The sequence below is a fragment of the Shewanella nanhaiensis genome (assembly GCF_019457885.1).
GTDB lineage: Bacteria > Pseudomonadota > Gammaproteobacteria > Enterobacterales > Shewanellaceae > Shewanella > Shewanella nanhaiensis.
Genome location: NZ_JAHZST010000017.1, coordinates 97022 through 120891, shown reverse-complemented (window position 1 = coordinate 120891; position 23870 = coordinate 97022). Strand labels below are relative to the sequence as shown.

The window sequence follows — 23870 nt, the reverse complement described above, 5'->3', positions numbered from 1 at the left end:
CCTCCATCCCTGGAGGTCAGATGTGGTGAATGTCATTAATGCAGGAGCAATTAAGGACCTTGCCTCAGGACCGCTACACTCTCGCTGAGCGATCAAACCTTTATACTGATTGGTATAACCTGCATAATGGGTTAATACTCGATAAGCTGTCATTCAGCTAAATACCAATAAAAACAACTTTCGCGACGACCCATGAATACTTTTTTAATCATAGATGGCTTGAATTTAGTTCGACGCATCCACGCAGCACAACCCAATGAAAATGATGTTAACGGTTTAGATGCCCGCGTTGCTTCTGCCTGTAAAAAACTGCTCAAATATCACCAGCCAAGCCATGTCGCCATTGTATGGGATGGTGATGCCACCTCATGGCGAAAGACTCTCTATGAAGATTATAAGAAGGGAAGAAAACCTATGCCGGAGGCTCTGGCAAAATCCCTCCCAGCATTAAAAGCCCATCTAAGCGAACTCAATGTAAACTCAATTGATGCAGAAGCTGAAGCCGATGATGTGATTGCCACGCTGGCCACTAAGCTAGTTAATAATCAAGGAAAGGCGATTATCGTCTCCACAGATAAAGGCTTTACCCAGTTAACTCATACCAATATTGAACGTTGGGATCACTTTAACCAAGCTTACATCACCATAGAGCAGAGAGAGGAGAAGCTTGGCGTCGAGCGAACTCAATTTATCGACTACTTAGCACTGGCTGGTGACAGTGGTAATAAAATTCCTGGAGTACCGGGTATAGGACCAAAGTCAGCGTCTGAGCTGTTAAAAATATTTCGCTCTCTATCTAACCTCTATGGTTCTTTAGAAAAGGTTGGTGCCAAGCAAGCCAAAAAACTGGAGGAGGGCAAGCAGATGGCTAGGTTGAGCTATAAATTGGTACAACTACAAACAGATATCCCATTAAATGCTAATTTAAGTCAATTTAGGCTTCCCCAGTAAAATATGGGCTCAATACAGCACAACAGAGTTGTAAACATTGTGTTACCCATTTAACATTTACCAACTTAGGCAAGGAGGGTATATTATTTTACTCTGCTAATTTATATTAAATGTTCAGCTTTTGCTTTTACTTGAAGGACCTAGTACCTAGATGAAACCTAAACTCCCTGTTATTGTCGGTTCAATTTTTGCGGCCTATTTAGCTTTCGTTGCCGTTGTTGTCCTTGTTTACGATCCAACGCCAGATGAGATGGACTGGGAAGATAGGCAGGAGTATATCAATGCAAAGCTCACCGAAATTAGCTTAGGTCAATCTATCACTCAGATTAAATCCCTTTTGGGTAAGGCTGATTTCAGCGAAGCAAAAGTCACCAATGAAAATGCAATACAGGTACTTTTCTATCGTACCCACCACAAGAAATCCGACGGTGAGACCACCAAAGATGAGTGCACCCCACTGCTGTTTAAAGATGAGAAATTGATTGCTTGGGGAGAGGGGACATATCAGCAATACCTAGCAGGTGGGCTCACCAACTAGGCTAGAAAGACTACTTTTCATTAGGGTTAAGCTTGGAGGTTAGCAGGTGATCTTGCCACCGACCGTTAATCTTCAAGTATGCTTTCGCGACTCCCTCCTTCTCAAACCCAAGTGAAGAGAGTAAGTGTCCACTACGTGTATTGTCTGGTATATAATTCGCCATGATCCGATGCAGTTTTAACTCCTTAAAAATATAGTTAATCCCAGCTTCAAGTATCTCGCGCATCACACCTTGCCCCTCAAGGGATTTATCAACAGAGTAACCCAGATAACAAGCTTGAAAAGGGCCTCGAACAATATTTGTAAAATTGCAAACTCCCAATATCCGCCCATTATGATCAGCGGTAACTGAGCCGTCATGATTAATACTTCCACGGGCGACAAAGTGAACGGCTCCACCAGCAAAGAAGAGAGCATTACTGCACTGAACTCTTTCCCGAACTTGTGCCTGCTCAAAGTAACCCTGCTCTCTTTCAGGCTCCCATGGTGACAGATGCAAATGATTTCTTTCGTAGTAATCAATAAGCAACTGATATTCATAGTGCTGTAACAGGGTTAGCACAGTTCTCTGTGTCATGATTCTAGGCGCGACTAACATATAGCGGTAGAGCCTTTACCTTGTTTCACTAACGCCCACCCGCAATATCGACAAAGGTACCTGTCACATAGGAGGCCTCGTCAGAGAGTAACCAGGCAATAGCCGCTGCGACCTCATCGGGCTCCCCTCCTCGTTTCATAGGAATATTGGGCGCAACACGCTTTACCCTATCAGGCTCACCGCCATCTGCATGCATCTGTGTGTGGATAAATCCTGGACGAACGCTGTTGACACGTATGCTATCGGCAGCAACCTCTAACGATAAACCTATGGTTAAAGTATCGACGGCCCCTTTAGAGGCGGCATAATCGACATACTCCCCAGCACCGCCTACTCTTGATGCAACTGAGGAGACATTGACTATTGCGCCTCCATATCCTCCATTAGACAGAGCCATACGTTTTACAGCCTCACGGCAACAGAGAAAGTAGCTGGTGACATTATTGGTCAACATCCTGTTAATACGCTCGGCTGACATATCAACAACTTTCATCTGAGGCTGCAAAATTCCCGCATTGTTAACCAGAGCAGTGATCTTACCTAAGTGCTTATCCAGCTCATTGAACATAGCAATCACCTCAGACTCGACGGAGACATCAGCCTGAAATGCTTGGGCGCGACAACCTTGAGCTTGCAGTTGAGCCACCAAGGCATCAGCAGCTTCACTGTTCTGTTTGTAGTTAACGCCAACCGAATACCCGTGATCTGCAAGGTACCTTGCTGTCGCTGCGCCAATGCCACGGCCACCGCCTGTTATCAATGCCACTTTTTCCATCATAGCTCCTATTTTTAACTAGGGTTATTCGGTATTGAGCTTCATATCCAGCGTCTTACTTGCTGCTGATAGCACAGGTATTCATCACCAAACTTGCGTGTGAGATAAGCTTCTTCCGCTCTGATAGCAACATAGTAAACACCAATACAAGATGGCAATACACTAGAGATTAACCATAGATCGCTCAGATATAACCCTAGGCCAACAGGGAAAGTACAAAAAGCCAAGTAGATAGGGTTTCTAGAGTAGGCATAGATGCCAGTTTTAATTAACGATGAGGTTGGCTGCCAGGGCTCTACCGCTGTTTTCGCTTTTCGAAATTGATATACAAGGTATAACAGCAGGAGTAAGCCTGCCAGCAAAATCCCCAAGCCAAGATAGGTGATTGGAGCCGCAAAGGTTATCGCTATAGGAACAAACAAACTATTCAGGTAGGCCAGCAGCATAAACAAAATAAAGATCGCTGGTGGCGGTATTTTTACTCCGGCACCATTAACATCCTTCTCCATCAATATCTCCTTGATACAGGTTAATTAGAACAAGTAAAAATGATCAATCGAAAATCAGATTACGCACAAAAATGTTAAATAACAAGCTACTTAATCGAAGTTTAGTGGCAATAAAAAAGCCGAGAGAAACTTTCTCTCGGCTCTAGTACAGTATCGATTAAGCTGAAACTGCCTGTTTAATCCGCTTTCTTATATTCAGTATATGCCTCACCTTGCGTCAGCCACTTTGGTGCGGGTTTCCCCTTAAGATAGTGATCAAAATACTCCATCATACGGATGCTGTAATCGAGCTTATTGGGATATTTTTTCAGATGATGTGGCTCATTCTCATATTGCAGAAATACCACATCTTTACCCGCACGGCGCATAGCAAGATAAAGCTCAACGCCCTGCTCCCACGGCACCGCGTCATCTTTATCACCGAACATGATCATCATAGGGGTTTTAATACGCTCAGCATAAAAGATGGGAGAGTTCTCGATATACTTTTGAGGCGCCCTAAACAAGCTCTCACCGATACGGCTCTGCCCCGTTTCATACTGGAACTGGCGAGCTAAACCACTACCATGCCTTATGCCACTATAAGCACTGGTCATATTCGATACTGGCGCACCAGTCACTGCGGCCTTAAAGATATGGGTCTGGGTTACAGCAAATGCAGTTTGATAACCTCCCCATGAGTGACCTTGGATGCCTATTGCATCAGGGTCACCGACTCCCATCTCAATGATCTTCTGCACTCCAGAGGTGAGCGCCTGAACCGAGCTTGCGCCAGGGTATCCCACTTCGAAACGGATATCCGGTAGAAAGATGGCATAGCCATTATCTGCATACCAAGCAAAGTTTGGTCTGTGATTGAGCTTCATCTGAGGAAAGGCGTTGAGTCTGTCACTCATAAAGCGATAGAAGTACACAAGCACAGGGTATCTTTGCCCTTCGACATAGTTAGTCGGTTTTATGAGCACGCCATCAAGAGGCTGACCATCGCCATTGGTCCAGTGTACCAGCTCTGATTGACTCCAGTTAAACTGTTGCTTTTGAGCGTCCAGATCCGTTTGGCGTTTCGCCTTTTGCGGTGCTAAATACTCAGCACTGTAGAGATCAGGGAAGAGATCGTAACGCTCTTTCGAGAAGATAATTGTCTCTGCATCTTGGCTACGCGCTAATGTTGTTAACTTATAATCCCCCTCCATCAAGGTGGTCACACCCGAAGTGCCTAACTTAGCCTTGTAGTAACCGTCCCCTTTACTTCTTTCGTTATAGCCATGCAACAGCAGGGTTTGGTTAATCTTTAGTACATCGGGTTTATTCTCATCATAGACCAAGCCTGTCACACGATACTGGATCCCCTGTTTGCGACCTTTACCAGCTGTCAACTTAAAGCCTTCGAAGGATGCGGTATTCATCTGCCAAATATCGTACTTATCGTAAATAAGTAGACCTGCATCATTTTCCAACCAAGGACCAAAGCCATAACCTGGCGCATTGGATGGATAATCATGATCTTCGTCGGCAAAGGGCACTTTTAAGCCTTTAGTTAGGTTATGGCGACGTGCCTGAGAAATTTGATACAGGTAAACGTCACCCTGCTGATAATAAACAGCGAAGCGCTCATTTGGAGATAAGCTAGGCTTCTGGTTACTTGGCTGCTGAACGAGAATAGAGGTTTTATGGCCTGTGTTAAGATCAATAAGATAGAAATCACGATAAAAACCAGCCCAAGTGATCATCTTACGGTAGGGAATATCCGAACTCCCCAGTACATACCTTGACTGCTCCTGTAGTGATACATCAGGTACCTGAGTATCAGCAAGCTGCACTAAGTTATTCCCTTTCAGGTGCAGAACAGCAAGGTAGGTGCGCTTTAGCTCTTTCTTGTACTGCTCGATTTCATTAGGCTTAATGCGGGCATCATCACCGTGCCAAACTCTAAGCTCCCGCTGGTCGGTAATGATCTTTTCATTGAATAGATCTTCCTGCTTAAGAATTTTACTCAGTGCTAACTGTTGACTCACCTGAGGGACGCGGCCAAAAAAGAGGCGCTCACTGTCCAGTGAAAATCTAAGCTCACTGTAACGGTTAAGTTTCCACTCTTTAGAAACAGGAGCCGCTTTCACTTCGCCACTGGCGATATCCAATAGCGAAAGACGATACTCACGCCCATAAGGTGCTTGTTCACTATCGCCATGGGTAAAGGCGATATACTTGCCATCTTCACTCAAGGAGACTTCACCAATCTGCTGGTTGTTAAACTGGCGAACAACCTCTCTTTTATTAGTAGATAAAGAGACTAATACTAACTGATGTTTATTAGCTTCTGTATTGTTACTCGCTAAAACAAGATGCTTACCAAGCTTATCAAAATAGAAACGAGTGACATTGGCGATATTCTGACTTGCGCCACTATCCAGTGCGATTAGCCTGAATTCACTCCCCTTATCAAACTTATCAACCTTAGCTTTTTTCTCTTTCTTATCTGACTCTGGCTCAGATTTATCTTTACTGCTCTTATCTTTCTCTTTCGCCTCAAACCAAACAGCAAGATGTGTCCCAGACTCATTAAACTTGAACTCCTTAACACGTTCAAAGCGAGTCTCTTTACCGGTTTCAGTATCAAGCAACACCATGCCTGACTTGAGTTTTTTTCTCTCCTTCTCTGACGCTGCCTCCTTCTCAAGTAACGAAGTTTTAACAACAAAGGCAACAAAACGGCCATCACGGCTAACTTGAGGCTTAGAGGCGCCATCAAGAGTAAACTTCTTCGATGAGGTCAGCATCTGAACTAAACCATGACTGTCTCCCCTATCTGGCGCGACCTCCACAGCAAGTACCGCACCATTGGCAGAGATAACAGGTTTCTTTAACGATTCAAATTTCATGATATCGTTAGTTGTCATGGGGTTATGGTTTGATGGAGATGACACAGCAGCATAACAGCCAGCTGAGACGAAACTTGCCGAAGCAAGTAATAAAGATGCGATGGATAATGACTTCAAGGTCTTCCTCATTTTTCTTATTTTAATGGAATTTAGCTGAGTGATTATTTTATCTATTCGAATTTTATTAGACTAAAGTAGACTTTTTTAACCTTTAGCGATCAATCATCGTCATAAGCCCTCTTTAATGCAAGTTACACTATATAAAAAAACGTGAGACTGCTCACTATTTTCTGTGAAAAATGTTTAAAAGTGTTTAAAATAAAGAGGTGAACAATAAAAACTCATTCTAAGTCATATCCGTGTCGTTCGACATGGCCAGACAATAGCAGTACAACGAAACGTTGAAGGACTCTCATGTCAAAAAGAACTATAACCGTGATCCCTGGTGATGGGATCGGACCTAGCATTATCGATGCAGCACTAAAAATCCTTGATAAAGCTGGTTGTGATTTTGAATACGAGTTTGCCGATGCTGGTTTAGCCGCCCTTGAAAAGCAAGGTGAGTTATTACCCCAGCGTACTCTCGATATGATTGAGAAAAACCGTATCACGCTTAAAGGCCCACTAACGACTCCGGTTGGCGAAGGCTTTACCTCTATTAACGTATCTCTACGTAAACAGTTCAGCCTTTACGCTAACGTTCGCCCAGTCTTATCTTTTAAGGGCACTCAAGCTCGCTACGACAAGATAGATATCATCACAGTTCGTGAAAACACTGAAGGCATGTACTCAGGTCTAGGTCAAACTGTCTCTGACGACGGTGCAACCGCTGAAGCGACCAGTATCATTACTCGTCAAGGCGCAGAGCAGATCACCACATTTGCTTATGAACTGGCCCGTAAAGAGAACCGTAAAAAGGTTACTATCGTACACAAAGCAAATATCATGAAGTCAACCTCTGGACTATTCCTTAAGGTCGCTCGTGAAGTCAGCTTACGCTACCCAGACATCATCACCGAAGAGATGATTGTCGATGCGACCTGCATGAAGCTTGTTATGAACCCTGAAAACTTTGATGTAATGGTAACCACTAACCTGTTTGGTGATATCCTTTCCGATCTTTGTGCAGGCCTAGTAGGCGGCCTTGGTATGGCACCTGGTGCAAACATAGGTAAAGATGCGGCGATTTTCGAAGCGGTACACGGCAGTGCGCCAGATATCGCGGGCAAAAACTTAGCTAACCCAACATCGGTTATCTTAGCGTCAATTCAGATGCTAGAGTACTTAGGTATGGCTGATAAGGCTGAGAACATACGCTCAGCAGTGACCGCCGTTATCTCCGAGGGTGATCGCACCACTCGTGACCTAGGTGGTACTCACGGCACAACTGATTTCACACAAGCTGTGATCGATCGCTTGTAAACAGCAACACCAGACACAAAGTCGATTTCTCTCCATCCTTGGGAAATCAACATAAGTGTTCCAGACACAAAAAGGCCCTATGTAGATTGCTATATAGGGCCTTTTTATTATCTATCTCTTGTCTTGAAATGATGTGTTTGACGACACCTGCTATTGAGTCGGATTCAAACTCAAATAAACCGTCACCTCATCACGATCATGGTAGAGGTGCTTACACTTGATAGAGAAGTTCTTAATTTCGTTCTCCTCAAGTACAGTCGCCATGGTCTCTAATATTGTCGAGACATCTTGATAGCGACTCTTCATCGGCAGCTTGAGGTTAAACATCGCCTCTTTAAACCAGCCATTGATCGCCCAAGCTTCAATCAGCTCAGCCACACGAGATGGCTTCTCAATCATGTCACACACTAACCAGTAGATATTTTTACGTGGCGGTTCAAAACGAAAACCATCGGCTTGATAATGTTTTACCTGCCCAGTCTCCATCAAACCTTCATCCATAGGTCCATTGTCCACAGCCGCCACAAACATACCACGACGCACTAACTGATATGTCCAGCCACCTGGGCAAGCGCCTAAGTCGACGGCATTCATACCACTGCTTAATCTCTGCTCCTGCTCCTCTTCGGGAATAAAGTGGATAAAGGCTTCATCGAGTTTAAGTGTCGAACGACTCGGTGCATCGCTGGCCATTTTTAGCCTAGGGATCCCCATCGGATAGGGAGAGCTATTGTTACTAAAAGAGAAGCCCACGTAAGCCGTACCCGATGCCACAAAACAGACATGGATAATAGGTCGGCTGCTATTCTCTTTTTTAAGTAAGTTGCCTGCGTTTTTTAGCTTCTGCCTTAAAGGAACCGTAAATTTACGACAAAAAGCCGTTCGCTCTTTCGCTTCATTGGTATCGGGTGTTTCAACCCTTAACTCACCCGCATTCCTGACATCGGATAACGCTTCCATAATCGGTGTGATCCGATCATGCTCAGGTAGATTTTTCAGCAGCTCTTTAGCGGCAAACATCTGTCTGGCAAAAATCAGTGAATCCAGTTTGATTTTTTGCGCCAAGATATTTGCATCACCGGCTTGAAAACACTGGAAAATCACATAGCCGTCTTTTTTGTTGGTTTTAACAAAACCACCAATTTCGAGTTCAGCTGCACGATGTTGTATCTCAGCTGCACACTCTTTTTCATAACCAGAGCGGCAATATAAAAATAGGTTGATCATTGGAATTCCTGAAGCGAGCCGGTCGGCAATAAGTGCCAAAAATAACGGCCATTTAATCGATATCTGTCAATGGCCGCTATTCTACACTTTATAGATAATGAATACGATTAATCGTTAAGCTCGACGACTCGATTACGCCACACTGCAAGTGCGATCAACAGCCAACCGACTAAGAAGCACACGCCGCCCATAGGGGTAATAGGCCCTGTCCACTTAGTACCGAGTAGCGCATAAAGATACAAGGAGCCTGAAAAAAGTAACATGCCCGCAATAAAGAGGTATCCCGCCCAATCCAGTAAACGAGAACTTAACCAATGACCTGCAAACGCCACAGCGATAAGTGCAAACGTATGATAGAACTGATACTCAACCCCAAGATTAAAGATAGCGATCATCTCAGGCGATGCCACATTTTTTAATCCATGGGCACCAAATGCCCCCAATGCAACAGAGATAAAGCCACTTAACGCAGCCAATAACAGAAAACCTTTACGCATCCAGCCCCCGAATAAAATCAATACAGTAAGAGATAGCAGATGTTAGGTTATCCTCTTCGGTAACCCCTGACGACTTTCTGGGAACAAAACTATGATCTCCGTCAGTTAACCAGTGCAACTGGGTCCTCTGCATCACTGGCCAGCTTGGTACTAACTCCTTGCCGCCAAACTTATCCCGCTCCCCCTGTATCACACACAAGGGTGCCTTACACAACTCGATAGGCTCAAGCCTTGGATCTCCGCCTTTTAACGGAACAAAAGGGTAACCTAAACAGATCACCCCATCGACAGATGTCTGCTCCGCCACAATCGCCGCCATACGGCCTCCCATGGACTTACCCATTAGGACAATACGTTTAGGGGAGTATTGAGCTTTAATCGCTTCAATATGTAGATTGAAGTCTTTTAACAGTTTAGGGGCTCTGTCAGGCGGACGCCGTTTACCATCGAGTGCATTGGCGCGCATATAGGGAAAGTTAAAACGAATGACCCCGATCCCCGACTCGCTTAATCCTGCTGCCATTCTCTGCATAAAGTCAGAGGAGAGATTAGCTCCAGCCCCATGTGTGAAGATAACAAGCGTATCATTGAGCTCACCATCGATAACGCAGCGACTCTCTAGCAGAGATTCAGCCTCTAAGGGCTCCTTAACCAGGAAGTAGCTCACTGCGCGACTCCTCTTCAAACATATCTAACATCCACTCTCTGAAGGCTGCAATTTTACCTATATCTGAATGATTTTGCTGACACACTAGGTAGTAAGCATTTTTACTCACCAACACCTCAGGGAAGGGGCATACCAGACGCCCAGCTTTAATATCTGGGGTGGCAAGAACACTAAAACCTAATGCAACCCCTTGGCCATGAGCTGCTGCTTGCAACACTAAAGAGGAGTGACTGAATATTGGACCTTGGTTCACATTAATATCATTAATCCCACATTGTCTAAACCAAGCTTGCCAATTATGTCGACTAGTATCGTGCAATAGGGTGTGATTTTTTAGATCGCTTGGCTTCTCAAGTGGCTTAGGTCCACTGAGTAACATAGGTGAACAAACGGGAATTAACACCTCATTTTTTAACTTATCAGCCCTTAATCCTGCCCAATTTCCCTGACCGTAATAGATGGCAACATCGACATCATCGGATAAGGATCCATCTTCATCATCGACCGCTTTAATACGCACATCAATGTCTGGATTTTTTTCACTAAATTTAGCTAATCTAGGCACCAGCCATTGAATAGCAAAACTCGGTGAAGTACTTACTGTTAGTGAGCCTATGGCACTTCGAGCTAATAATCTGTCTGTCGCTTCAGCCAGTTGAACAAAGATATCTTTAATGTCTAAAAAGTATCCCTGTCCCTCCTCGGTCAGAAGCAAAGAGCGGTTCTTTCGGCGAAAAAGTTTTAACCCAAGATACTCCTCTAGCGCCTTAATCTGATGACTGACAGCCGCTTGAGTCACAAACAACTCTTCTGCTGCACGAGTAAAGCTAAGGTGTCTTGCAGCCGCTTCGAAAGCTTTTACTGAATTCAGGGGAGGTAAGCGTCTAGACATAGTGATCCCGATCTCATATTTTAATTAGTTTTTCTAATCCGTATTGTTACATTTTATCGTTTGAAAAGGGAAGCGATTTTGGTTAAATTTTGCGCCAACGAAATGACTATAGTTAGACAGCCTCTACGACGTAAATGGGGAGTGTCTGACAACCCAAAATCCCCGCCCGGAGGCGACCATATATGCTAAACCTTAAAACTGTATTTGTTCTTGCTTTTCTATCAACAGCAACGAGCGTACAAGCTGATGAAGCAAGAATTGACACCACAGACCTTCATGCAACGATTAGTGCAGAGCTAGCTGAGGGAATGGAAGTGATGCAACAAGATCTTACTGAAGACCTTAACGCTATGCTAAACACTAAAGATAAAGCAGAACAAGCTGAAGTAACAGTACTACGCGCCGAATAATCACGCTTAGCCATACTGAAACTGACAAAAAAGCCGCAAAGCAACTGATGCTCGCGGCTTTTTTGTGTCTGGAACACTTTGAAATAAAAAGCCTCAGTGATATCACTATCACTGAGGCCCACACGAGTTAACTCATACCTAGCACAAATAATTAAGGTCGATAAACCTTAACGTTCTCATAGCCCTGCTCTTGAAGATACAGTGCTTGAAGCTTGCTCATCACGCCTCTATCGCAGTAAAGCAGGTAGGTTTTACTCTTATCCAAATCGGCAAACTTAGTCGCTAACCTAAAGAAAGGGATCGCCTTCACTTCAACGCCCTCAACCTCAAGCGGTGACTGCTCCTCCTCTTCTGGAGCACGAACATCAATGATCACTTCACCCGAGTTAATATCGCCAACAGTTTCTGTTGAGGTGATCTTAGTGTCCATACTAGTAGCAATCTCTCTGATATCGATAACCTCTGCAGCTTCAACCACACGGTCAATAAGATCTTCAGAAAACTTCAGCTCCTCAGCTTCAATCTTAGAGAGCACAGCCTTAACCGTTGGGCGCTGAGAGATCACACCGCAATACTCAGGGATCGACTTAGAGAGGTCTTCTGTACCAATCTGACGAGTTAAGTTAATAATGTCTTGCTTATCCATGGCGATCAGTGGACGTAGAATAAGCTGATCTGTACATCGGTCGATGATGCTTAGGTTAGTCAAGGTTTGACTTGAAACTTGACCCATCGCCTCACCAGTCACTAACGCTTGTATTCCCATCTTTCTAGCCACTTTAGCCGCAGCTCGCATCATCATACGCTTGAGAATAACCCCCATCTGGCCATTATCTATCTTCTCAAGGATCTCAGTGACCACAGGATCGAAGGGGATTGAGATAAACTTAACCTTATGGGACTCACCATATTTCTGCCATAGATGATAAGCCACCTGCTTCACACCTATCTCATGCTGATCACCACCTAAGTTGAAGAAGCAATAGTGAGTACGAGAGCCACGTTTGATAAACTGATAACTGGAAACACCTGAGTCGAACCCGCCAGAGATAAGCGACAATACATCTTCCTGAGTCGCCATAGGGTAACCACCTAAGCCCTCAATGCGCTTACTCACCAGATATAGACTCTCTTTATCTATCTCAAGATTAATCGTCATATCTGGATTTTTTAATCTAACACCTGCAGCTTCAGTAAACTGATTTAACCCGCCACCGACATAACGCTCAACTTCGATGGATCTAAAATCATGGTTACCAACACGCTTAACCCGAACACAAAAGGTTTTGCCTGCAAGCTCATCTTTATAAACCGCTAAAGTCTGTTGATAGATATCATCAACAGATTCGAATGTGCTCTCACTTACCTGAAGCACATGAGCGATACCAGGAATACAAGCAAGACGCTCAGCGAAAGCCTCCACTAAATCTTGTCTATCGTCCGGCACCAACACCATGATTTTGTCCCACTCACGCTTCACTTTAGCGGTCTCATCGACCTTCTTAAGTACATTACGAATATTGGTTTCAAGCATCTTGGTAAATCGCATTCTTACCGGTTTGCTTTTCATCATGATTTCAGGGAACAGTTTTACGATAAATTTCATCAGGGGTCTTCCGGGGGGATCAAGCCATTAAATAATATTGGCCGCATTATACCAAGATCATTTGAAGATTGCTTATCTAGATATCTCCATCCAATAATACCAATTAAAAAGGCGCTAAGAGTCTCCTCTTAACGCCCCATTAAATTAGATGGTATCTACCTCTATGGCTCTACCGTTATCTCATCAGACTCCATGGCTTTACCTTGCTCAATGGCAATCTCAACCCTGCGATTACGGGCACGATGACTGCTGGTATCATTTGCCACAAGCGGATCAGAGTTTGCCATACCCACCACCTTCATCCTTTGTGGGTCAAAGCCTTTCACTTTTATCAATTCGTGAGCAACCGCTACGGCGCGTTTACTGGACAGATCCCAATTAGAGCTATAAAGCTCATTACTGATATTCATGTCATCGGTGTGTCCCGACACTGTCACAATTCCAGGAACATCTTTTAATAACTCACCCACTCGACGAACCACAGGTTTAAACCTTGGTTGTAGGAAACCAGAACCTGATGAGAAGGCGCCCTTCTCACGAATACGAATAATGATCTGCTGACCTAAAGACTCTATCTCTATCGCCCCATCAACAATCTCAGTATTTAGCTCCTGAGCCATCTTCTTCACCTGCTCATTAATATTTTCCTGAGCAGCAGCTTGAGCATCAGACTCCTCTTTAGCCTTAGCTTCTGACTCTGAGTCCGATGATGATTGAGCAACAGATTGCTCCTGCGCAGTTGCAGAGGACTCACCACCTCTTTGCTGCCCTTGCTGCTTTTGACTCCCACCCGAACTGTCGTCTTCACCGGCCTGGTATTCGATAACAGGCTCAGTAATTTCGCTGGTTTGTTGAGTAATGGTCTCAATGGGAGTCGGCTCAGGACGACCGGGCCTAAACTCAAGAGCGATGACCGATGTCCCTTTGGGGATATCTTTAACTTCTACTTTATTCTGGACACCAAAGGCATACTTCATCGAGCCGGCAATCTGCTTAAACTTCAGCACATCCATCTCAGAAAATGACAATAACAGCACGAAGAAACACATAAGTAGTGACATAAGATCAGCAAAGGTTGCTAACCACAGAGGCGCTCCGGGAGGTGGACAGTCACACTTTTGTTTAGCCATGGGATCACTCCCCGTCCGTCGTGTCTATCTGCCTTTGTTTTTCAGATATGTAATTCTTCAAAAAGCCTTCAATCACGCGGGGGTTCTGTCCATCTTGAATCGCTAAAACCGCATCCATGATCAGATTTCGATTTAGCATCTCTTCATTCATTCTCAGCTCTAATTTACCAGCAATTGGGATCGCTACCATGTTTGCGACCATAGCCCCATAGAGTGTTGTTAATAGTGCAATAGCCATCGCAGGACCAATGGATTTAGGATCATCCATGTTTGACAACATCCCCACCAAGCCCACTAAGGTACCGATCATTCCCATTGCAGGTGCAACATCACCTACAGTCGAGAAGATACTAATACCTAGCTTATGTCTCTGCTCAGTGAGTGCGATATCTTTCTCAAGCGCATCACGAACCACATCACCATCGTGTCCATCAACCAACATATCCACTGCTTTTTGCATAAAGCTATTGGTGATCTCCGCCTCCTCCAAGGCCAAGAAGCCACCTTTACGAGCAGCATCAGCCATAGTGACAGACTGTTCAATCAACTCATCGGGTTTATCAATCTTAAAGATGAACGCTTTTGCTGCAATTTTTATCGAGCCAAAAAACTGCTTCAGATTATATTTCATCATCACAACAAAAAAGGAGCCACACAATACAATCAAAATAGAGGCAACATCGATAAAAATCCCGATACCACCACTACTGGCCATCGCTCCGAGAATAAATCCGAATGCACCTATGAGTCCTATTAGGGTTGCTAAATCCACAACTGCTCCTCAAATGAAACTAGTCTTCGGCCTGAATATCCGAAACTGTAAAAAATACGCACAATGCCAACGAGATATGTTCTCTGTTATAACCTTAACTTTATAACAAAGATAGAAATAAACCCAATAAGCGTCCCCTTGGGAGACAAAAAATGCAAATAGCTTAATTAAGCGGATAAAACCTAGTCAAACTTGTCTGAATACCGTTCAAGGGCCAATGGTTCACTTCGTTTTTATCAGGGGAAGACAGACAATAAGATTTTAATCGCTACTCTCAATTATCGGACAGCTTACACGCAAGTTTAGCTACAAATTCAATTTTTTATAAAAAAACCACAATAAAGCGTGCTATCGGGCAAATTTACCGCAGCACAATTTGACCGTTGTCGCTGGCTGCGATACCGTGTGTCACGCTAATTTCAAGGAATCGTTACCGTGGCAAAAAAACCTGAAAATCTCACTTTTGAAGAATCCCTTTGTGAACTCGAGCGCATTGTTTCAGAACTTGAACAAGGCGACGTTTCCTTAGACGATGCATTAAAACAGTTTGAACGTGGCATAAAGCTTGTTCGCAACAGTCAAGGAAAGCTAGAGCAAGCACAACAAAAAGTCGCTATTTTAATGGCTGACGATGAAAACGCCCCGCTAACCCCCTTCTCTCCTGAGGCTGAATAAGTGCTAGCTCAAGCCACAACTCAATATCAACAACGCGTGGATAACCAGCTTACACAAGTTATCGATGCTCAATCTGTGACAGACTCTCAACTGCTGGCAGCCATGAAACATGGTGCGCTAATTGGCGGGAAGCGTATTCGCCCTTTTCTGGTTTATGCCATCGGCGAGATGCTCAATGTTCCACAGGAAAAATTAGATGCTGCTGCAGCGGCCATAGAGTGTATACACGCCTACTCTCTAATTCATGACGATCTACCCGCCATGGATGATGACGCCCTGCGCCGTGGACAACCAACGGTTCATGTTGCCTTTGATGAAGCAACGGCGATTTTGGCAGGTGACGCCCTACAGGCCTTAGCATTCGATATTTTAAGCCAGCCCATTGATGGCCTAACGCCCACACAAAATCTGGCGATGGTTCGCGCATTAGCCAAAGCCTCCGGTTACTCTGGAATGTGTGGTGGACAAGCGATGGATCTCAACGCAACCGATAAGCAGATAGATTTAGCCACCCTGACCCAACTACACAAACTAAAAACAGGTGCCTTAATCCGCTGTGCAGTCGAACTGCCAATGATAGCCGCAGATCTGCCAAAAGATGAGCAGGCACTATTAATGACTTTTGCCGATGCGGTTGGCTTAGCTTTTCAGGTACAAGATGATGTGATTGATATCATCTCCAGCACCGAAGAGCTGGGGAAACCTCAAGGCTCAGATTGTGATTCCAACAAGAGTACTTACCCAAAACTGCTTGGATTGGACGGTGCAAAAGCCACCGCCGAGAGTTTGATACAAGATGCTCTATCAGCGCTGACAAAATTACCATACAATAGTCAGCTAATTGCCGAATTCGCCCGTTTTATCATTGAGCGAAGAGTATAATCAAGAGACCAATTATCTCGATGAGTTTGGATATTTCTCAATACCCTGTGCTTGCACAGGCTAATACCCCTGATGAGCTAAGACAGCTCCCTCAAGCCGTGCTACCACAACTAGCAGACGAGCTTAGAGGTTTCCTATTGAAGTCAGTGGGCAAGTCGAGCGGCCATTTTGCCTCTGGACTCGGCACAGTGGAGCTCACTGTGGCACTTCATTACGTCTATAACACGCCGTTCGATCGCCTTATCTGGGATGTGGGCCACCAAGCCTATCCCCATAAGATCTTAACTGGACGCCGTGACGCCATGCACACCATACGTCAAAAAGGCGGAATACACCCCTTCCCTTGGCGTGAAGAGAGTGAGTACGACACCTTTAGCGTGGGTCACTCAGGCACCTCTATCAGTGCAGCATTGGCCATGGCCGTTGCTGCAGAAAAAGAGCAAGCGGGGCGTAAAATCGTTTCTGTTATCGGTGATGGCGCCATGACTGGCGGCATGGTCTTCGAAGCGATGAACCACGCAGGCGATCTACATAACGATATGTTGGTCGTGCTCAACGATAACGAGATGTCTATCTCTGAAAATGTCGGTGCACTCAATAACCACTTAGCTCAGCTGATGTCGGGGCGTTTCTATACCACGATCCGTGAAAGCAGCAAAAAAGTACTCAAAGGGATGCCTGTCATCAAAGAGATGGCTAAGCGTACCGAGGAGCACTTAAAGGGCATGGTTGTTCCCGGCACCATGTTTGAGGAGCTAGGCTTTAACTACATAGGTCCAATCGACGGTCATGATGTTGATGCTCTCGTTGAGACCATGCGCAATATGCGTAACCTATCTGGTCCACAGATTTTACATATCATGACCAAGAAAGGTCGTGGTTATGAGCCAGCGGAGAAAGATCCTATTGGCTGGCATGCTGTGCCTAAGTTCGATCCATCCACTTTTGAGAAACCGGCATCAAAGCCAAGTAATCCAACCTTCTCGCAAGTGTTTGGCAAATGGCTTTGTGATGTCGCCGAAAAAGATGACAAAGTACTGGGGATCACCCCAGCCATGCGCGAAGGTTCAGGCATGGTTGAATTCTCCCAGCGCTTCCCTAAGCAATACTTTGATGCAGCCATTGCCGAGCAGCACGCGGTAACGTTAGGTGCAGGCTTTGCCTGTGAAGGATTAAAACCGGTTGTCGCTATCTACTCAACCTTTCTGCAACGTGGCTATGATCAGTTGATCCACGATGTTGCGTTACAAAAGCTGCCAGTACTCTTTGCTATCGATCGCGGCGGTATTGTTGGTGCAGATGGGCCGACTCACCAAGGCGCATTTGATCTCAGTTTTATGCGTACAGTACCCAATATGGTCATCATGGCACCTTCTGATGAGAATGAGTGCCGTCAGATGCTCTATACCGGTTACTGCTATCGCGATGGTCCTACTGCTGTGCGCTACCCGAGAGGCAGCGCGACTGGCGCCCCTCAAGTTGAAGAGATGACAGCTCTAGCTATCGGTAAAGGTTTGATTAAACGTCAAGGCCAGAAGGTCGCTATTCTCAACTTTGGCACACTATTGGCCAGCGCATTAACCGCAGCAGAGTCCCTTGATGCAACGGTTGCCGATATGCGATTTGTTAAACCACTGGATGTCGAGCTGATTAAAGAGTTAGCAAACTCCCACGACGTGCTAGTGACTGTTGAAGAGAATGCCATCATGGGCGGTGCAGGCTCAGGTGTACTCGAACTGCTGCAACAACTTAAACTGCCAATGCCTGTGCTTCAGCTTGGTCTGCCAGATGAGTTTATTAAGCATGGGGACTCAGGTGAGATTATTGCTGAACTAAAACTCGATGCCGCAGGTATTTTGGAGCAGATAGAGAGCTATTTAGCTTAACAGCTAATCTATATCGGCAAATAAAAAGGACTGCAGTTGCAGTCCTTTTTCTATTGAGCTGAAATGATACCAATCGGTATCACTTCAAATAACCTTAAGCTTGGGTATCGACCCCTGAGCCACCTTGAGAAACCATCACCATTGCTGGACGCAATAGGCGATCATTTAGAATGTAGCCTTTCTGCATCACCATCATAACGGTATTTGCAGGAAACTCTGGACTTGGTTGCATGCCGATAGCTTGGTGGTGCTCAGGATTAAAAGACTCACCATGAGGATTGACCTCTTTAAGACCAAACTTATCAACCGTGCTCACAAAGCTCTTCAGTGTTAGCTCGACACCTTCATAGATAGCTTTAGTCTCTTCTGCCTCTGCATTGGTACCTTGAAGCGCACGCTCCATGTTATCAATCACAGGTAGCAGCTCATTAGCAAACTTCTCTAATGCAAACTTATGTGCTTTTTCAACATCTTGAGCCGCACGACGACGGATATTTGCCTCTGACGCTGCAGCACGAGTCACAGAATCTTTCTGCTCCTCTATTTTTGCATTTGCTTCAGCAAGTGCCTGTTCTAACTCTTCAACGCGGAAATTCGCCTGAGTGAGTTCATCCATTAAACTGGCTTCATCGTTACCGGTTTCAACCTCACTTTCAGTTAGGATTTCACCTTCAACGGCTTCATCTACTTGGTTCTGTTTCGCTTTACTTGAATCGTTGCTCATTCTAACTCCAGCTAAAAATACTTTGTTTCTTCCTGCTCTGAGGATAATATGGGGATCACATTCAAGGTTTCAAGCCCTAGTAATAAGATAATTTATGCCTAAAGCGTTTCAAACTATCGGTCTTATCGGTAAGCCAAATCACCATGGCACCAATCTCACTCTAAAACGGTTACACCACTGGTTAACCATGCAGGGGTTCGAGATACTGGTAGAGGAGCGAGTCGCCGCAGAGATGGGGCCTAAGTGTAACTCGGTGGATCTACTCGAGCTCGGTGACAGATGTGATCTGGCCATTGTCGTTGGAGGCGATGGTAACATGTTGGGCGCCGCCAGAGTGCTTGCCCGCTTCGACATAGGCGTTATTGGTGTTAACCGAGGTAATCTTGGCTTTTTAACCGATCTTCCTCCAGACTCATTTGAAGCTGCTTTAGGTGAAGTGCTAGAAGGTAAATTTGAGACTGAGTTTCGCTTCCTACTTGAAACTGAAGTACATCGTCACGGCAATATGAAATCCAGTAATACTGCGGTCAACGAAGCGGTTTTACATCCAGGTAAAGTCGCTCATATGATAGAGTTTGAAGTCTATATTGATAATAACTTCATGTACTCTCAAAGAGCCGACGGTATGATAGTGTCGACGCCGACAGGCTCAACAGCTTATTCACTATCCGCAGGTGGGGCTATTTTAACCCCTAACCTTGAAGCACTCATTTTAGTGCCCATGTTCCCCCACACCCTCTCAAGTCGCCCAATCGTAGTCGATGCCTGCAGCATCATCAAACTAGTGGTGTCACCAGAAAATGGTGATAATTTAGAGGTGAGCTGCGACGGACATGTCATGTTACCCGTGCTACCTGGTGATGAGATCATCATCAAGCGCAGCCATGAGCGTTTACGCCTAATCCACCCTAAAGGCCATAACTATTTTCATGTGTTAAGGAACAAATTAGGTTGGGGCAGCAAGCTGTTTTAACCCGCAAATAAATATAAATAAGGGCCTGATACTTTGACTTAGTATCAGGCCCTTATTTTTATCACTTATCTTAATGCTAAGACTTTGACATAGTGTAATCTAGCTGCACTGTGCTTGGTGCAGCAACCGGTTTACCGTCAACAAATTTAGGTGCATATCGCCACTTCTTAATTGCCTTTAAGGACTCCTTCTCAAAGCCACTGCCCCCCTCCGACATAATAATTTTTGGGTCAGTGACAAAGCCAGATTCATCGACAATAAAGGAGAGCTGTACCATCCCCTCTCTACCCGCTCTTGCCGAGTTAACGGGGTATTTTGGCGGTAAACGGTAAAGCGGCACCTGCTCCTGAGTATCTAACCAAGGGCGCATACTGCCTATTGCGATGCAATGTTGAGTGGACTTTTCACTCTGACCTTTCTTCTCATAGAGCTCAACCAGCTGCGCGTGGGAAGCTAACTCATAAGGATGACTGTAATCCAGTACTGAGAACTGCTTCACGACCTTATTGAGTAACTCAATAGCTTTAGTATCTTGCTTTTTAGATTTACGTATCATGCCGACAGTATAAGTAGCCCTGACACGAGCCATAGCATCTTCAGGTAACTCATCCTCATAGATCTCAAATGCCTTAATGGCATAATTTTGAATCTTTCGGCTGTAGAGTGGAGTTTTGGAAAGCTTGTTAAAGGCTGACATTAAGGTATTGGCCAGCAGTATAGGATCATCGGCATCTTCAGCAATATCGACTGCTTGAATAAAGTATTTTCTCGCTACTTGAGGTTTTTCAGCGGTATCAGCAGCGCCAATTAAGGGCTCAATCAGTTCGACCGCGTCATCATCAAAATGTGTTTGATAGATAGCTAAGGCTTCGTTGTATGCATCAAAGGCCCGAGTTTGCTCCTCATTGATCTCAAAAACACTCCCTAAATTTAGGGCAAGGTTTGCTAGATCTAGGCTCCCCTTTGGATATATCTCTTTTCCTAATTGATAGGCTTTTTCTGCATATACCTGTGCATCTGAGTAGTTTTTATCACTCACAGCAGATTGGTATGCTGCATAACTATCAGAAAACTCTGAAGCCGAGACAGTAAAATTCGCGGCACTACAAAGAGCTAAACTCAAGGTCGCCGCGAAAAGTGATTTTCGTAAACAAGATTCAAACTGCATAAATATCCTTATTTATATTGATGTTCATCTCTTATAAGCGCTTAGATTAGCACTCATTGTGTAGCTCTAGATTAACAACTCACCTTTATACTTCAAGCTGTTTCGCCACCCGCCGTAACGCAAACCCCATCCAGATAACCAAAAGTGAACTGCAACAAGCCAGCGAGATCCACACACCGTTAGTACCAAATGCCCAAGCAAACAGATAGACAACAAAGGCGATCAACAGCAGCTTAGCCCCAGTTAACATTGACGCTTCTTTTGAGTAGTTAATTGCCTGAAAGAAGCTTGCCCCCACTAACAGCAGTCCCTCCATCGGCAAGCCCCAGAAGTAGAGTCCCATCCCCTCAATCGCATAGGGAGTTAGCTCAAGGTTATCACCGGCAAAAATATAGACCACCCATTGCGGCTTAGTGTAGATAAATAACAGACCGAGAAATGCGGTCACTAAGGTGATCCCAAAAGCGATTTTCAGTGTCTTAAACACGCGGTCATAGCGTCCAGCTCCCGCATTGAAGCTAAATATAGGTTGAGTACCGAAGGCGATCCCTTCGAAAACAAGATAGAAAAATGCCTCCGTGTAACTCACAACCCCATAGGCAGCGACGTGCAGTGGTGAGCCCACCCACAAAAAAGCGATGTTATGTAGCGTAAGTACGATAGAGAGATAGAGGTTCATTAAAAAACTAGGCACACCAGTTTTAATGATATTAATACAGTGGCCTAACTCTAATTTCATCTGCGATAAGGTGATTTTTAACCGTGTCTTATCTGAGAAAAAATGCCACAAACAGAGGCCACCCGTCACCGCTTGAGACATCATGGTTGCAATAGCGGCCCCCACCAGCTCAAAGGGAAACACAACGATAAATAGCCAGTCGAGCACAATGTTAAGGCAGCCACCTAAAATGAGTACACCGGTCACGAAGCCTGGTCTGCCATCATTTCTCAACAGTGCGGTAAAGGCGACTGAGATAATAGGAAAGATCCCCAGAGTATAATACCAAAACAGATAATCATCTGCGCTATCGAGTACGGCACCTTCTGCGCCCAACAACTGCAATATATCTCTGGAGAAATAACTACCAAAAATGGCAAAAAAGGCGCCAAAGATTAAACAAAGACTAAAGGTATTACCGAGGATCTTTCTCGCCTTTGGCACAGAGCCTTGACCTAAGTAGATAGAGACAAGTGCCGCTCCCCCCATCCCCAACAAGGCACCAACCGCATACAGCAGAGCACCAACAGGGTAAGCCAGCATCATACCTGCAAGGCCAGTCTCCCCTAGATAGTGGCCGACAAACATGCCATCGATAGTGACATAGATCCCGGTCACCAACATGGAGAGTATGGTCGGTACGGTATAACGCCACATTAGCTTAGGAATAGGTTCATTGACCAAAGCTAAGTCTTGACTGGAGATCTCAGGATTCATTCACGCTATGCCCTATGAAAACCTCACCTATAGAAGGTGACGTGAAAAGCGGTTATATAAAAAGTTGCCGTAAAATATCAGAAACTTATACGCTTAGAAACTGCAAAAAGTCGAGCCTCTAACTTATCGATAGCTAGTGGGCTTAGACTGATTATCTCCAACCTTGAATCCATGGTGTCATCTAACTCGACAACACTCATCTCACCATCAATCACATTAAAGCCAGCAATCCCTTCATCGGTAATAAGAACAGCTTTAACGCGAGTGACATCTAAGGATTTAATAAAATTTATCACCTCATCGAAATTAAACTCATAGCTAAGATCAAACACCCAACCACAGGAGTAGAAGCCTTCCCCACTGTTGTGTTTAACTAATATCCCTCTCTCATCCAATTCAGGCTCAACTAAAGCAGGTTCAATCTCAAATACACTTTTGGGTTCAGGTGTTAACAGGCTTTTTTGTGGTGAGGGAGATTTCTTTGGAAGCTTTGCCGCACTATCGAGTGATGCCAGCAACAGGGCAGGAAGAGAGCTCAGGGCATTAGCAAGCATGCTTAATGAGAAAAAAGTGCTCTGCTTCGGGCCTTTTGAGGGGAAAGTTTGCTCAACATAATCAGTTAACTCTTCAAACTCTCTATCACGATAGAGATCTGATTTCGTCGCCAAGACAATATCCGCTACCCTCAACTGCTGATTAAAAATATCATGGCCAAGATAGCGCTCATCAGATACCTTTCTCGCATCCACCAAACACACTGTGGATTTCATTGCGATAACATTTTGATAGTGAGGTTGGCTCAATAGTTTAACCACCTCTTGGGGGTGGCCCAACCCTGTAGGTTCAATCAATAACCTATCCGGTTTTGCCTTAGCGATAAGCTGATTTATCGCCACCTGCATGGGTACACTTGCCGCACAACATAAGCAGCCCCCAGCCACTTCACGGATCTCAATACTTTCGCCACTGCCAGACAGCAGCGCACCGTCTATTCCCACTTCACCAAACTCATTAACTAAAATTGCCCAAGTCTCACCTTCAGGCTTAGTGGCTAATAACTGCTTAATGAAGCTTGTTTTGCCGACACCTAGAAAGCCAGTGATCACATTGGTTGGAATAGGTTTTAGTATCATGACAGCTCTTATGCAGATAATGGACAGCACAGTGTAGGGGGAAACAGCTCAACTCTCAATATCCAAGGCTTTGGTTATCACTTGAAAATATACACCAGAAATACACAGTCAAAACATATAA

The 23870-nt window shown here is 44.8% G+C and carries 23 protein-coding genes; 8 read left to right on the top strand and 15 right to left on the bottom strand.

What is annotated here, in order from left to right; genetic code table 11:
- Window positions 1–192 precede the first annotated feature (192 nt).
- On the top strand, window positions 193–951 hold the full coding sequence (gene xni, locus K0625_RS19635; protein WP_220111216.1) for a flap endonuclease Xni: 759 nt from the start codon (window positions 193–195) through the stop codon (window positions 949–951).
- A gap of 151 nt (window positions 952–1102) precedes the next feature.
- A complete protein-coding gene (locus K0625_RS19630; RefSeq protein WP_220111215.1) occupies window positions 1103–1489 on the top strand; it encodes a DUF3192 domain-containing protein in 387 nt (128 codons plus the stop codon).
- Between the two features lie 10 nt (window positions 1490–1499).
- Here K0625_RS19630 and K0625_RS19625 read toward each other — a convergent pair whose 3' ends face one another.
- The 4 genes from K0625_RS19625 to K0625_RS19610 all read right to left on the bottom strand — a co-directional run bounded on the left by K0625_RS19625 (window position 1500) and on the right by K0625_RS19610 (window position 6367).
- Complete coding sequence (locus tag K0625_RS19625; protein ID WP_232847186.1) at window positions 1500–2066, bottom strand: GNAT family N-acetyltransferase; 567 nt, start codon at window positions 2064–2066, stop codon at window positions 1500–1502.
- 49 nt (window positions 2067–2115) lie between these two features.
- Window positions 2116–2862 (bottom strand): SDR family oxidoreductase, encoded by a 747-nt coding sequence (locus tag K0625_RS19620; RefSeq protein ID WP_220111227.1) that lies wholly within the window; start codon window positions 2860–2862, stop codon window positions 2116–2118.
- Between the two features lie 41 nt (window positions 2863–2903).
- Window positions 2904–3371, bottom strand: coding sequence for a methyltransferase family protein (locus K0625_RS19615; protein ID WP_220111213.1), 468 nt, complete (start codon window positions 3369–3371; stop codon window positions 2904–2906).
- 176 nt (window positions 3372–3547) lie between these two features.
- Window positions 3548–6367 (bottom strand): alpha/beta hydrolase family protein, encoded by a 2820-nt coding sequence (locus K0625_RS19610; RefSeq protein ID WP_438944514.1) that lies wholly within the window; start codon window positions 6365–6367, stop codon window positions 3548–3550.
- Window positions 6368–6664: 297 nt separating this feature from the next.
- Here K0625_RS19610 and K0625_RS19605 point away from each other — a divergent pair, with 297 nt between their 5' ends.
- Window positions 6665–7672 carry an isocitrate dehydrogenase gene (locus tag K0625_RS19605; protein ID WP_012326067.1) on the top strand — a complete coding sequence of 336 codons (1008 nt, stop codon included), beginning with the start codon at window positions 6665–6667 and terminating at the stop codon, window positions 7670–7672.
- 150 nt (window positions 7673–7822) lie between these two features.
- Here the strand turns inward: K0625_RS19605 and rlmM are convergent, their stop codons facing one another.
- The 4 genes from rlmM to K0625_RS19585 form a co-directional block, all read right to left on the bottom strand.
- Window positions 7823–8899 (bottom strand): 23S rRNA (cytidine(2498)-2'-O)-methyltransferase RlmM, encoded by a 1077-nt coding sequence (rlmM, locus tag K0625_RS19600; protein WP_012326068.1) that lies wholly within the window; start codon window positions 8897–8899, stop codon window positions 7823–7825.
- A gap of 107 nt (window positions 8900–9006) precedes the next feature.
- The gene (locus tag K0625_RS19595; protein WP_012326069.1) at window positions 9007–9396 is read right to left on the bottom strand and encodes a DUF423 domain-containing protein; all 390 of its coding nucleotides are present in this window, start codon (window positions 9394–9396) and stop codon (window positions 9007–9009) included.
- Window positions 9389–10063 (bottom strand): alpha/beta fold hydrolase, encoded by a 675-nt coding sequence (locus K0625_RS19590; RefSeq protein WP_220111212.1) that lies wholly within the window; start codon window positions 10061–10063, stop codon window positions 9389–9391. The genes K0625_RS19595 and K0625_RS19590 overlap by 8 nt, the downstream gene beginning before the upstream one ends.
- On the bottom strand, window positions 10044–10955 hold the full coding sequence (locus K0625_RS19585; protein ID WP_012326071.1) for a transcriptional regulator GcvA: 912 nt from the start codon (window positions 10953–10955) through the stop codon (window positions 10044–10046). Before K0625_RS19585 ends, K0625_RS19590 begins: the two co-directional genes overlap by 20 nt.
- A 182-nt stretch (window positions 10956–11137) precedes the next feature.
- On the opposite strand from K0625_RS19585, the gene K0625_RS19580 reads away from it, so the two are divergent.
- A complete protein-coding gene (locus tag K0625_RS19580; protein WP_012326072.1) occupies window positions 11138–11365 on the top strand; it encodes a hypothetical protein in 228 nt (75 codons plus the stop codon).
- Window positions 11366–11516: 151 nt separating this feature from the next.
- Here the strand turns inward: K0625_RS19580 and thiI are convergent, their stop codons facing one another.
- The 3 genes from thiI to pomA form a co-directional block, all read right to left on the bottom strand.
- Window positions 11517–12971 carry a tRNA uracil 4-sulfurtransferase ThiI gene (gene thiI, locus K0625_RS19575; protein ID WP_220111211.1) on the bottom strand — a complete coding sequence of 485 codons (1455 nt, stop codon included), beginning with the start codon at window positions 12969–12971 and terminating at the stop codon, window positions 11517–11519.
- A gap of 161 nt (window positions 12972–13132) precedes the next feature.
- Window positions 13133–14101: a flagellar motor protein MotB gene (locus K0625_RS19570; RefSeq protein WP_012326074.1), complete on the bottom strand. Its 969-nt coding sequence runs from the start codon at window positions 14099–14101 to the stop codon at window positions 13133–13135.
- 4 nt (window positions 14102–14105) lie between these two features.
- On the bottom strand, window positions 14106–14873 hold the full coding sequence (gene pomA, locus K0625_RS19565) for a flagellar motor protein PomA (protein WP_012326075.1): 768 nt from the start codon (window positions 14871–14873) through the stop codon (window positions 14106–14108).
- 435 nt (window positions 14874–15308) lie between these two features.
- Between pomA and xseB the strand changes: the two genes are divergently transcribed.
- Genes xseB through dxs form a run of 3 tightly spaced genes read left to right on the top strand, consistent with a single transcriptional unit; the run spans window position 15309 to window position 18316 of the window.
- The gene (gene xseB / locus K0625_RS19560) at window positions 15309–15548 is read left to right on the top strand and encodes an exodeoxyribonuclease VII small subunit (protein ID WP_220111210.1); all 240 of its coding nucleotides are present in this window, start codon (window positions 15309–15311) and stop codon (window positions 15546–15548) included.
- Complete coding sequence (ispA, locus tag K0625_RS19555; RefSeq protein WP_012326077.1) at window positions 15549–16430, top strand: (2E,6E)-farnesyl diphosphate synthase; 882 nt, start codon at window positions 15549–15551, stop codon at window positions 16428–16430.
- Window positions 16431–16450: 20 nt separating this feature from the next.
- Window positions 16451–18316 carry a 1-deoxy-D-xylulose-5-phosphate synthase gene (gene dxs / locus K0625_RS19550; RefSeq protein ID WP_220111209.1) on the top strand — a complete coding sequence of 622 codons (1866 nt, stop codon included), beginning with the start codon at window positions 16451–16453 and terminating at the stop codon, window positions 18314–18316.
- A 94-nt stretch (window positions 18317–18410) separates the two neighbouring features.
- Here the strand turns inward: dxs and grpE are convergent, their stop codons facing one another.
- Complete coding sequence (gene grpE, locus K0625_RS19545) at window positions 18411–19040, bottom strand: nucleotide exchange factor GrpE (RefSeq protein ID WP_012326079.1); 630 nt, start codon at window positions 19038–19040, stop codon at window positions 18411–18413.
- A gap of 94 nt (window positions 19041–19134) precedes the next feature.
- Here grpE and nadK point away from each other — a divergent pair, with 94 nt between their 5' ends.
- Window positions 19135–20013, top strand: a complete 879-nt coding sequence (gene nadK, locus K0625_RS19540; RefSeq protein ID WP_220111208.1) for an NAD(+) kinase — start codon at window positions 19135–19137, stop codon at window positions 20011–20013.
- Between the two features lie 76 nt (window positions 20014–20089).
- Here the strand turns inward: nadK and K0625_RS19535 are convergent, their stop codons facing one another.
- From K0625_RS19535 to K0625_RS19525, 3 genes are all read right to left on the bottom strand, one after another.
- Entirely contained in the window at window positions 20090–21181 is a 1092-nt protein-coding gene (locus K0625_RS19535; RefSeq protein ID WP_220111207.1) for an energy transducer TonB, read from the bottom strand.
- A gap of 85 nt (window positions 21182–21266) precedes the next feature.
- On the bottom strand, window positions 21267–22616 hold the full coding sequence (locus K0625_RS19530; RefSeq protein WP_220111206.1) for an MATE family efflux transporter: 1350 nt from the start codon (window positions 22614–22616) through the stop codon (window positions 21267–21269).
- Between the two features lie 77 nt (window positions 22617–22693).
- Window positions 22694–23749 carry a CobW family GTP-binding protein gene (locus K0625_RS19525; RefSeq protein WP_220111205.1) on the bottom strand — a complete coding sequence of 352 codons (1056 nt, stop codon included), beginning with the start codon at window positions 23747–23749 and terminating at the stop codon, window positions 22694–22696.
- Between the last annotated feature and the right edge of the window lie 121 nt (window positions 23750–23870).

Excerpts from the sequence above, each read along its gene's own strand:
- K0625_RS19585 (WP_012326071.1), bottom strand. The coding sequence starts at position 10,955 with ATGTCTAGACGCTTACCTCCCCTGAATTCAGTAAAAGCTTTCGAAGCG.
- rlmM (WP_012326068.1), bottom strand. The coding sequence starts at position 8,899 with ATGATCAACCTATTTTTATATTGCCGCTCTGGTTATGAAAAAGAGTGT.
- K0625_RS19605 (WP_012326067.1), top strand. The coding sequence starts at position 6,665 with ATGTCAAAAAGAACTATAACCGTGATCCCTGGTGATGGGATCGGACCT.
- K0625_RS19630 (WP_220111215.1), top strand. The coding sequence starts at position 1,103 with ATGAAACCTAAACTCCCTGTTATTGTCGGTTCAATTTTTGCGGCCTAT.
- dxs (WP_220111209.1), top strand. The coding sequence starts at position 16,451 with ATGAGTTTGGATATTTCTCAATACCCTGTGCTTGCACAGGCTAATACC.
- thiI (WP_220111211.1), bottom strand. The coding sequence starts at position 12,971 with ATGAAATTTATCGTAAAACTGTTCCCTGAAATCATGATGAAAAGCAAA.
- K0625_RS19625 (WP_232847186.1), bottom strand. The coding sequence starts at position 2,066 with ATGACACAGAGAACTGTGCTAACCCTGTTACAGCACTATGAATATCAG.
- K0625_RS19580 (WP_012326072.1), top strand. The coding sequence starts at position 11,138 with ATGCTAAACCTTAAAACTGTATTTGTTCTTGCTTTTCTATCAACAGCA.
- K0625_RS19535 (WP_220111207.1), bottom strand. The coding sequence starts at position 21,181 with ATGCAGTTTGAATCTTGTTTACGAAAATCACTTTTCGCGGCGACCTTG.
- K0625_RS19615 (WP_220111213.1), bottom strand. The coding sequence starts at position 3,371 with ATGGAGAAGGATGTTAATGGTGCCGGAGTAAAAATACCGCCACCAGCG.
- nadK (WP_220111208.1), top strand. The coding sequence starts at position 19,135 with ATGCCTAAAGCGTTTCAAACTATCGGTCTTATCGGTAAGCCAAATCAC.
- K0625_RS19530 (WP_220111206.1), bottom strand. The coding sequence starts at position 22,616 with ATGAATCCTGAGATCTCCAGTCAAGACTTAGCTTTGGTCAATGAACCT.
- K0625_RS19595 (WP_012326069.1), bottom strand. The coding sequence starts at position 9,396 with ATGCGTAAAGGTTTTCTGTTATTGGCTGCGTTAAGTGGCTTTATCTCT.
- K0625_RS19525 (WP_220111205.1), bottom strand. The coding sequence starts at position 23,749 with ATGATACTAAAACCTATTCCAACCAATGTGATCACTGGCTTTCTAGGT.
- K0625_RS19620 (WP_220111227.1), bottom strand. The coding sequence starts at position 2,862 with ATGGAAAAAGTGGCATTGATAACAGGCGGTGGCCGTGGCATTGGCGCA.
- K0625_RS19570 (WP_012326074.1), bottom strand. The coding sequence starts at position 14,101 with ATGGCTAAACAAAAGTGTGACTGTCCACCTCCCGGAGCGCCTCTGTGG.
- xni (WP_220111216.1), top strand. The coding sequence starts at position 193 with ATGAATACTTTTTTAATCATAGATGGCTTGAATTTAGTTCGACGCATC.
- grpE (WP_012326079.1), bottom strand. The coding sequence starts at position 19,040 with ATGAGCAACGATTCAAGTAAAGCGAAACAGAACCAAGTAGATGAAGCC.